Genomic DNA, 10,532 nt, shown 5'->3' on the forward strand with positions numbered 1-10,532 from the left:
GAGACAAGCCCTTGGTTCTTGAGACGGTCCATTATAAGCGCTTTTAGTTCTTTCTTAAACGTTTTGTATTCATACAGTTATCCTTGTTTAAAACGTGCAAGAAAATGATTTTTATTGATTCAATATGAGAGAGATTGGAAATAAGAGAATCTTACGATGTCTGGGATTCTAATTTAATATGAACAATGCTAGGTTATCATTATAAATCAAAAATATTATATACTAATTGAGATGGATAGACACCTATTGTCAGTTCTATTTTATAAGGTGTTTTAATATCAACGCGTTTGAAGAGTTCTTATTTGCAAAGGGGTATATTTTTCTCATGAGGAGTAGATGTTTGGGGGGCAAAAAATGATACAATCACGTTTGCTAATTTTTGCGCTACGTGTTGTTTACTCATATGAGGCCATTGTTCAACTTTTTTTCTACTTACGAGATAAACTTGATTTGTATCAGCACCCATGACACTTGTACCATCTACTTGAAGAGAAATATCATTAGCAAGAATGAAATCAGCTCCTTTTTCAACACATTTTTTTTGCGCATTGGCAATGATATCACATGTTTCAGCAGCAAAACCAATGACCAATGAGGGGCGGTTTGGAGCGTGTCCAATCGTTGCTAAAATGTCAGGATTTTCGACTATATCAAGGGATGGTGGTATTTTATGAGCATTCTTTTTAATTTTGTGTAAAGACTGCGTTTGACTGCGCCAGTCACAAACAGCGGCAACAAAGATGGCACCATCAGCAGGCAATGCGGTTTGAACGGCTTTTAACATCTGTTGTGCTGTTTCAACATGAATTGTTTTTACTTCTTGTGGGTTTGCAAGATGAACAGGTCCACAAATAAGTGTTACTTTTGCACCCAAATGTGCAAGAGCGGTTGCGATGGCATGACCTTGTTTACCTGAGGACCGATTAGCAAGATAACGTACTGGATCAATTGGTTCATGGGTAGGACCAGAGGTAACGATGAAATGGCGGCCAAAAAGAGGTTTTTCATGCACATTCAAAAGATTCTCTATAGCAGCGACAATAGTTAAAGGTTCGCTCATACGTCCATATCCAATCTCATCACGTTCAGCCATATTTCCGATTTCTGGTCCGATGATATGAACGCCATCTGCGTGCAATTGTGCAACATTACGAATAGTTGCTGGATGCACCCACATGGCTGGATTCATGGCGGGTGCAATCAAGAGTGGACAGCGTGCTGCTAAAAGGACACAATCAGCCAGATCATCTCCTATTCCATTGGCTATTTTTGCAATGCGGTTGGCTGTAGCAGGAGCTAAAATAATCAGATCAGCATCACGTGCTAATCGGATATGTCCGATATCATGTTCTTCTTCGCGTGAAAATAAATCAGTATATACAGTACCACCGCTTAAAGCTTCAGCGGCTAAAGGCGTAATAAATTTTTGCGCCGCTTTTGTCATCACAACTTTTAAATGTGCTCCACGTTCTTGTAAACGGCGAATCAAATCAAGGGCTTTATAAGATGCAATACTTCCACCAATAATAAGAAGGAGAGATTTTGATTTCAATGATTGCACTTCAACAGCACTGGCATGAGAGGGGAGTGTGGTGTGAGTAGGAGGATTGCTTAAAAGACGGCGGGCTTCTTCTTCCATAGAAATACCGTTTTGCGCGGCGCGTATGCGCAAAGCTTCTTTGGTTTCAAGAGACAGGTTACGAATAGTAATACTGGCCATAAAATACCTCCAAGAAATAAAAATGATTTCAATGATTTCATTGTTGATATTTTTAGCATATTAAGGAGATTAGAAAAGATGAAAAAAGTAAAAAGTAAGACAAGCGCAACAAAGTGCAATGATGAAAAGACTATAACGACCATAACGGTTTCTGTGGCTTTGTTCCACAGCAAGTTGTTTGAGGGTAGCAGGAGAAAGATTAAAACCTGTTTTTCTCATTTGATTGAAATCTTCTTCTATTCGTTGGAAATTTTGAACCAATTGTGGTGTTTTGCGTGCCAGCGAAAGGAGAGCTTGTGCTCCTTCACTAAAGTCTTTTGCAACGCCTACGGGTCCTAAATTTTTACTAATCCATTCTTTGACAATGGGTTCAGAAGCTTTCCACATATTAAAAGTGGGGTCTAATGTGCGGGCAACACCTTCCACGACAACCATCGTTTTTTGCAGCAATAAAAGTTCAGGTCGCGTTTGCATGTCAAATAATTCAGTGACTTCAAACAATAAAGTGAGCAATTTAGCCATGGAAATGCTTTGTGCTGATTGTCCGTGAATTGGTTCGCCAATAGCGCGATTGGCTTGTGCAAAGCTTTCGATATTATGGTGTGAAGGAACATAGCCTGCCTCAAAATGGGCACGTGCAACTCGATGGTAATCGCGGGTAATAAAGCCGTAAAGAATTTCAGCAAGGAAATGCTTTTCTTTTTTGCCAAGCCTTCCTGTAATGCCTAGATCAACAGCGACAATACATCCTTTTTCATCTACGAATAAATTACCAGGATGCATATCGGCGTGAAAAAAACCATCACGCAGTGTATGACGAAGAAAAGATTGAATAAGCGTAATAGCAAGCGCCTTCAAATCAAATCCTGCCTCTTTGAGTTTGGAAGTTTCGGATATTCTTATACCATCAATCCATTCCATTGTAAGAACATTACGTCCTGTCCGTTCCCAGTCAATACGTGGAACCCGAAATCCTGTATCATGTTGAATATTTTCAGCCATTTCAGATATAGCTGCTGCTTCTAAGCGTAAATCCATTTCAAGTCGTGTTGTTTGTGCTAAAGTATCCACCACACAAACAGGACGAAGCCTTCGAGAGGCAGGGATATAGCGCTCTTGTAAATGAGCAATGAGATAGAATCCTCTAAGATCTTTAGAAAAACGTGCTCTGATATTGGGACGAATAACTTTTACAGCACATTTTTTCTTATGGCCAGTTTCATCACTGTATTCAGCTGGATGAACTTGAGCAATAGAAGCGGCGGCAATGGGGGGATAAAAATTTACGAATAAATCATCAATAGAGCGACCAAGAGAACTTTCAATTTGAGCAATAGCGGCAGTGCAAGAAAATGTTTGGACACGATCTTGTAGCTGTGACAAATCTTCCGCAATATCACGCCCAACAATATCAGGTCTTGTGGCAAGAAATTGACCAAGTTTTATGTAAGAGGGTCCAAGCTTATTAATGGCATATGAAATATTTTCAGATCGCTGTTTCTTTTTTGTTTTGCGTCGTGCTAATGCATTCGCTATACGATGACATAGCGCTGGAAATCCTTGAAGATCATCATGAGGAAGAGCACTTAAAACACCTTCACGTGTTAAAACCCATCCTGCACGCATCAATTGAAAGTAAGGGGAAATTTGCACCATTTTTAAATTTTCCAACCTGAATGCAGCGCTGCAATCGCACCGGTGAGATTGCGGTACGATACCCGCGAAAACCCCGCATGCTTGATCATATGGGAAAAATCATCTTGCTTAGGAAATTTGCGGATAGATTCAACCAAATAACGATAAGCATCGCCATCATTTGCGATAAATTGACCTAGCTTAGGGATAGCATGGAAAGACCAAAGATCATAAATTTTATCGAGCCAAGGCATCTCGACATTTGAAAATTCTAAACATAAGAAACGTCCACCGAGCTTTAAAACACGAAAAGCTTCTCTAAGAGCTTGATCAATATGAGGAACATTGCGAATTCCAAAAGCAATCGTGTAAGCGTCAAAGCTTTGATCTTCAAAAGGTAGATTTTCTGCATTGGCTTCAACAAAATCAATCAGAGGGGCAAGACCATTTTTTTGTGCGCGTTTTTTGCCAACGCTGAGCATTGAGCCATTAATATCAAGCACTGTAGCATGGGCTTTTTGGCGTGAAGCATTAAGAATACGAAAAGCAATATCACCTGTACCGCCAGCGACATCAAGAACTTTCCAATGAGAAAGTGCTGGTGGGGAAAGCCAAGCAATCATGGAATTTTTCCACACACGGTGTAGCCCTAAGGATAAGATATCATTCATCTTGTCATAATTTTCAGCAACAGAATGAAACACACCATCCACCATGGATTGTTTTTGTGTTTCATCTACTATTGTAAAACCAAAAGAGTGCTCCATGCCACCCTTGGTTCCTACACGTTCTGTTTCAATTGCCATGTATATGATCTTCCTTATTTTTCTTTTATCGTAAATGAAATAGAGAGGGAATGTTCAACTACGAAAAAACAACGTATAAAACTACGACGTTTACACAGCCAAAAACAGAAGAGTACCTTTAGATATCAAGATTGGCAACGCTTAAGGCATTGTCTTGAATAAAAATACGTCTAGGTTCAACTTCATCACCCATGAGACGAGAAAAGAGTGAATCTGCATCGGTTGCATCATTAATCTTTACTTGTAAAAGAGAACGTGCATTGGGATCAAGCGTTGTTTCCCAAAGTTGTTCAGCATTCATCTCCCCAAGACCTTTATAACGTTGAAGAGTAACACCTTTTTTACCGTTTGTAAAAATGCTCTCTAAAAGGCTCATAGGACCAAAAATACGCTCTGTTTTATCTTTGCGACGTAAAAGAACAGGAGGATGATATATGTCGATAAAATTTTGAGAAATGCGATCAATTTGGCGTGCGTCAGTTGAATTTATAAGCCCCACATCAAGCGTAACAACATCTTTAACACCACGCAAAATACGCTCAAAACATAAACTTCCATCTGCTGTATATTGTCCACTCCAACCTTGTTCCATATCATCAGCAATCAGATTAAGGCGGTGTGCTGTAGTATCTGCTATTTTTTGCGCTTTTTCTTGTGTTGCAAAGACTTCAAGATTAAAAGCGCCAGCAATTGCTGCTTGTTCAACAATATTACGGTCATAACGGGTATGAAGACCATTTAAAAGTTGACGTAATATACGAGCATCTTTAGCGAGTTGATACAAATCAGCTCCTGCACGAACTTCTCCCGTTGAAAGCTCAAGCGTTGTTTCTTCTAATCCAGTATCGATCAAGAATTCTTCAAACGCTGCTTCATTTTTAATATATTGGGAAGATTTTCCACGCGATACTTTATAAAGAGGAGGCTGAGCAATATAAAGATGTCCACGTTCAATCAACTCGGGCATTTGTCTAAAAAAGAAAGTGAGCAGCAGAGTACGAATATGGGCTCCATCAACGTCCGCATCCGTCATGATAATAATCTTATGATAACGTAATTTATCAGGCGAAAATTCATCCTTACCGATAGACGTTCCAAGAGCTGTAATAAGTGTTCCAATCATATCAGATGAGAGCATGCGATCGAAACGTGCTCGTTCAACATTGAGGATTTTACCACGAAGGGGTAAAATTGCTTGATTTTGACGTGAGCGCCCACTTTTTGCTGAACCGCCAGCCGAATCCCCCTCGACAATAAAGATTTCTGATTTTGCGGGATCTCGTTCTTGGCAATCGGCAAGCTTTCCTGGTAGAGAAGTGATATCAAGTGCCCCTTTTCGTCTTGTGAGTTCACGTGCTTTGCGTGCTGCTTCACGTGCTGTTGCAGCTTCTACCACTTTACTAATGAGAAGTTTTGCTTCATGAGGATGTTCTTCCAGCCATATTGAAAGACCTTCATTGACCAAATTTTCAACAATAGGGCGCACTTCAGAAGAGACTAACTTATCCTTTGTTTGTGAAGAAAATTTTGGATCAGGAACTTTGACAGAAAGAATAGCTGTTAATCCTTCACGGCAGTCATCACCGGTTAAGTTCACTTTTTCTTTTTTAGCAATACCTGAAGATTCAGCATAGCCATTAATTTGGCGTGTAAGGGCACTTCTGAAACCTATCAAATGCGTTCCACCGTCACGCTGAGGGATATTATTGGTAAAACACAAGACCTTCTCATGATAGGAATCATTCCACCACAGGGCAACATCAACGCTCATACCATCCTTTTCACTTGCAATATAAATAGGAGTATCAAGCAGAGCTTTTTTTGATTGGTCAATATATTTCACAAACTCTATTAATCCACCTTCATAATGCAATTCAACGGATTTAATATCAGCATGACGCTCGTCAACAAGAAGAATATAAACCCCAGAATTTAGAAAAGCTAATTCCCGTAAACGACGCTCTAAAGTTTCAAAATCAAACTCAACCATAGTAAAGGTTTCAGAGCTTGGTAAAAATCTAATTTCTGTTCCACTTTCTTGATCGCAATCGCCAACAACTTTTAATGGAGCATCAGCTACCCCGTGGGTAAATGATATTTCATGAATTTTACCATTGCGTTTGATTTGCAATTTAAGCCAAACGGATAATGCATTCACAACAGAAACGCCAACACCGTGTAATCCGCCTGAAACTTTATAAGAGTTTTGATCAAACTTTCCACCGGCATGAAGCTGTGTCATAATAACTTCAGCGGCAGAAATACCTTCTGTTGGATGGATATCTGTCGGAATTCCACGTCCATTATCACGAACAGAACAAGAACCATCAGCATGGAGTGTGACGTTTACAAGAGTTGCATGACCGGCTAAAGCTTCATCGATAGCATTGTCTACAACTTCATAGACCATATGATGTAACCCCGATCCATCATCAGTATCACCGATATACATACCAGGACGTTTGCGTACAGCATCAAGACCTTTGAGAACTTTGATAGAAGCGGCATCATAGTTATTGCTTTGTGCTGGTGAGGTTATTTCATCACTCATAAGTTAGTCCATTCCTGTGTTCAATTTACAATATTTTATCCGCTTTTTTAAAGCTCAATGTTCTGATCAGTTATTTATGGAATAACCACATTAAATATTTACCGTATATCAGATCTAGATTCAATATCTGTCGATATATAATGGAGAGAATGATAAAATGATAGTGTACTGTTATGCTGTAAAACACTAGGACGGTGATATAAGGCGAATAAACACTTATGACTTATACAAAAAACTGTTTCATAAACGATGCTATTTACTTTGTTTATTTTTGCATATGCGTAATGTTTCAGAATTAGTTATGCATTTTTGTGTTACACTAATAAAGGTCTCACTTGTTTTATCCATAAATCAATTTTTCAATCCTAATTCTACCATATATTTAAAACAAAGGTTGCGAGCTCTCTAAGCAGTTCAAACTTTTGTATGTTAGATTGAGGCGAAAATATTTTGTATATTGGTTTGTGTCATCTTTAAAGTGTGAAAAAAGCTTCATTTGAGGAAAATATAAATGCGTAAATGTAAAAACACGTTTCTACGATCATCTTTTATATTCAACTTTACAATTAAAAAAACGTCTACGGTGATGTTTTTGAATAATGAGGGTAATGACGAATTATCTTACGCTTTTGTTTCTTGCATTCTCGTGAGGTTGCATCGCTCAATGTTCCCAAACTCATTTTACAACGATGTTTGAATAGTATAACGCAAAATACCCTGTGAATACTACAAGATTTATGTCCTCCATCTTTCCCATCGTGACAATAAAGTGCAAATCAGAATCATCATTTTATTTTTCAGCTCTTAAATGTTGGTGCAACCTTAATGTTGAGAAAACCCTCGGCATTTGAGGGGTATTTTTACTCTTTTCTTCAATAGTATCTATATACTTCCCAGGTTGTGATACGCAAGGAAATGGTCTTAATATTTTAAGGTACGCGGGATATTTTGATAAAATAAAGTGTACCACTAAAGTATATACAGCTTATTTCTTATATTAAAAAATTAAATCGCTTTTCTCTAAAATTACTTTTTATATATTCATTTTGGAAAATTAACATCAGAAATCTAAGCATTTTCAATGGTTTCAAAAATAGCAAGAATTTTATTTATTAAACGCCAGATATTTTGGTGAAGTGCGTTAGATAATAATTAAGAAGTGTTGCATCTTAGTTTTGAAAAATGGGGGAGAGATTTTGAAAATAAAAAAATCTATATATGTGAAACATCTTCAATTGCGTTTACAGTACTTTTTATTCAATAATCCATACAATATTTTTATTCGTATTTTATTTGTAGCAGGGGGGGTTCTATTTTCCTCTTACGCAGAAGCTGAAAGGCTGCCTTCTTTTTTTGATTCGCATGAACATTTGGTACAACCTGATACAACGGATATCTTTCGTTTGCGTTTTGTAACAACTTTTGATTTTCCTCCTTTTAATTTTATTGATCAATCGGGGTATCTTGCAGGTTATAATATCGATTTATTGCGCGCTATTTGCTCAAAATTAAAATTAGAGAAGCTTTGTGAAATAGAAGTGATTCCTTGGAAAGAGCTTTTAGAACATGTTAAAAATGGTGGTGCAGAAGTCATTATTGCGGGTTTAAAAGAAACAAGTAAAACCCAGCAAGATCTTGTTTTTACAAAGTCATATTTGCGCTTTCCAGCGCGATTTGTTGCTTCTCGACGTTTAAATCTCGATGAGCCAATAAGCGATCAATTGATACATTTAACCAGTGGTGTTTTGTCTAAAAGTGTTCACGAAAAACTCTTTCAATATTATTTTCCTAAAGCCAAATGGCAAGGGTTTAAAAAGAGAGAAGAGCTCTATAAAGCATTACAAGAGCGTAAAATTGACCTTATTTTTGATGATGGATTTGCTTTATCATTATGGTTCAAAAAACAAAAATCTGTTGATTGCTGCCATTTTGTTGGGGGGGCATATATGGCGCCACAGTTATTGGGGCAAGGAATGCAGCTTGCTGTTGCAAAAAAGAATGAAAAATTGGTTGATATACTCAATTATGCGCTGAAATCTCTAGAAGAGGATGGTAAACTTACAGAACTTTATTTGCGTTATTTTCCAATAAGTTTTTTTTGATGAGTAGTTTTTTAATTAAGGGCTGTTAATCTTTCTGCGCCTAGTCGATAGGAAATAGCTTCTGCGAGATGATAGCGTGAAAGAGTATCTGATCCGTCAAGATCAGCAATTGTGCGTGCAACTTTGAGAATGCGATGATAAGCGCGTGCGGAGAGGTGCATTTTTTCACTCACATCTCGTAAGAGTATGGTCGCACTTTTATCAGGAATGGCAATCTGTTCTATAATTTTGGCAGGGCAATCGCCATTGGTACGAATATGATCAAACCCCATTGTTGAAAAACGTTTAGCTTGAATGGTACGGCACCGTGCGACGCGTTTGGCAACGTCGCAGCTTTTTTCTGATTGTTCTGGTTGCATAAGGTCCATAGCCGTCAAAGCAGGGACATCAATCCGTAAATCAATTCGGTCAAGCAGAGGACCAGAAATACGGGACTGATAATCGATTTGACAGCGTATCCCTTTAGGGCAAACATGGTCTTTTTCGCCTGCCATACCACAACGGCAAGGATTCATTGCGGCAATAAGTTGGAAGCGAGCAGGATAGCTAATATGGTGATTAGCGCGGGCGATAACTGACTCCCCACTTTCTAAAGGTTGACGAAGAGAATCAAGAACCTGTGGAGAAAATTCAGGCAATTCATCAAGGAATAACACACCATTATGAGCAAGGGAGACCTCTCCCGGTCGTCCTTTAAGCCCTCCACCAATCATTGCGGCCATGGAAGCAGAATGATGTGGGGAACGAAAGGGACAATGAAGTGAAATGGTATTATGAACCGTTTCTCCTGTAATAGAAGCAATCAGAGAGACATCTAAAAGCTCACGGCTATCAAGAGGTGGCAAAATGGAAGGTAAGCGTTGCGCTAGCATAGATTTTCCAGCACCAGGGGGACCTACAAACAAAAGGTTATGGCGTCCAGCAGCACAAACTTCTAAGGCACGTTTGGCTGTTTTTTGTCCTTTGATTTCGCAAAGATCTGGAAGTTCAGTTTCGATAGTATATTGGCGCGGTTGTGGACGTTTTTGAATTTGGGTTCCTTTGAAATGGTTGACTATAGTGAGCAGAGTCTCTGGGGCAAGAATATTTATTTCTGCATTTGCCCATGCTGCTTCAGGTCCACATTGGAAGGGACAAATTAGTCCTTTATCGAGTGATAAAGCTGTCATGGCAGCTGGTAAAACACCATTAACGGCGGTAAGTGAACCATCCAGTGATAATTCTCCTAAAATGACATAGTCTTGAGCTACTTCGGGAGGGAGGATTCCCATAGCAAGCATTAAGCCTACGGCGATTGGCAAATCATAATGCGATCCCTCTTTAGGCAAATCAGCTGGTGCAAGATTAATCGTAATTCGTTTAGTAGGCATAGAAAGTCCACAAGCGTGGAGGGCTGCTTGTACACGTTCACGGCTTTCTGCAACTGCTTTATCAGCTAATCCAACAATAGCCATTCCTATTTTACCAGACGAAATCATAACCTGTACATCGACAGGGACTGCCTCTAGACCGCGAAAAGCAACAGTTGTAATACGTGCGATCATTTATTTATTTTCCCCCTTTAGACTTGGTAGAGACAATCATATCTATTTATAAAAATCAAGAAGCATCTCTATAGCTTTTTTTATAGAGAGAACTATATACGTGGGCAGTTTTTTAGCATTCCCATGGAAAGTCATTTGTACAAATTTAACCATGATGATATGGGACGCAATAAA

General features: G+C 38.8%; 6 protein-coding genes. 1 reads left to right on the forward strand and 5 read right to left on the reverse strand.

Going from position 1 to position 10,532, the window contains the following annotated elements; all coding sequences use genetic code 11:
• Positions 1 to 298: 298 nt before the first annotated feature.
• From coaBC to gyrB, 4 genes are all read right to left on the reverse strand, one after another.
• Positions 299 to 1,720 (reverse strand): bifunctional phosphopantothenoylcysteine decarboxylase/phosphopantothenate--cysteine ligase CoaBC, encoded by a 1,422-nt coding sequence (coaBC, locus tag ACFINW_RS01260; protein ID WP_375620873.1) that lies wholly within the window; start codon positions 1,718 to 1,720, stop codon positions 299 to 301.
• A gap of 69 nt (positions 1,721 to 1,789) precedes the next feature.
• On the reverse strand, positions 1,790 to 3,376 hold the full coding sequence (ubiB, locus tag ACFINW_RS01265; RefSeq protein ID WP_375620872.1) for a 2-polyprenylphenol 6-hydroxylase: 1,587 nt from the start codon (positions 3,374 to 3,376) through the stop codon (positions 1,790 to 1,792).
• 2 nt (positions 3,377 to 3,378) lie between these two features.
• Positions 3,379 to 4,161: a bifunctional demethylmenaquinone methyltransferase/2-methoxy-6-polyprenyl-1,4-benzoquinol methylase UbiE gene (gene ubiE / locus ACFINW_RS01270; protein WP_375612796.1), complete on the reverse strand. Its 783-nt coding sequence runs from the start codon at positions 4,159 to 4,161 to the stop codon at positions 3,379 to 3,381.
• A gap of 118 nt (positions 4,162 to 4,279) precedes the next feature.
• Positions 4,280 to 6,712, reverse strand: a complete 2,433-nt coding sequence (gene gyrB, locus ACFINW_RS01275) for a DNA topoisomerase (ATP-hydrolyzing) subunit B (RefSeq protein WP_375629169.1) — start codon at positions 6,710 to 6,712, stop codon at positions 4,280 to 4,282.
• 1,196 nt (positions 6,713 to 7,908) lie between these two features.
• On the opposite strand from gyrB, the gene ACFINW_RS01280 reads away from it, so the two are divergent.
• Positions 7,909 to 8,814, forward strand: a complete 906-nt coding sequence (locus tag ACFINW_RS01280; protein ID WP_375611372.1) for a transporter substrate-binding domain-containing protein — start codon at positions 7,909 to 7,911, stop codon at positions 8,812 to 8,814.
• An 11-nt stretch (positions 8,815 to 8,825) separates the two neighbouring features.
• Here ACFINW_RS01280 and ACFINW_RS01285 read toward each other — a convergent pair whose 3' ends face one another.
• The gene (locus ACFINW_RS01285; RefSeq protein WP_375611373.1) at positions 8,826 to 10,358 is read right to left on the reverse strand and encodes a YifB family Mg chelatase-like AAA ATPase; all 1,533 of its coding nucleotides are present in this window, start codon (positions 10,356 to 10,358) and stop codon (positions 8,826 to 8,828) included.
• Positions 10,359 to 10,532: the final 174 nt, after the last annotated feature.

This window comes from Bartonella sp. AA18HLJMS, from assembly GCF_042197245.1.
Taxonomy (GTDB): Bacteria; Pseudomonadota; Alphaproteobacteria; order Rhizobiales; family Rhizobiaceae; genus Bartonella.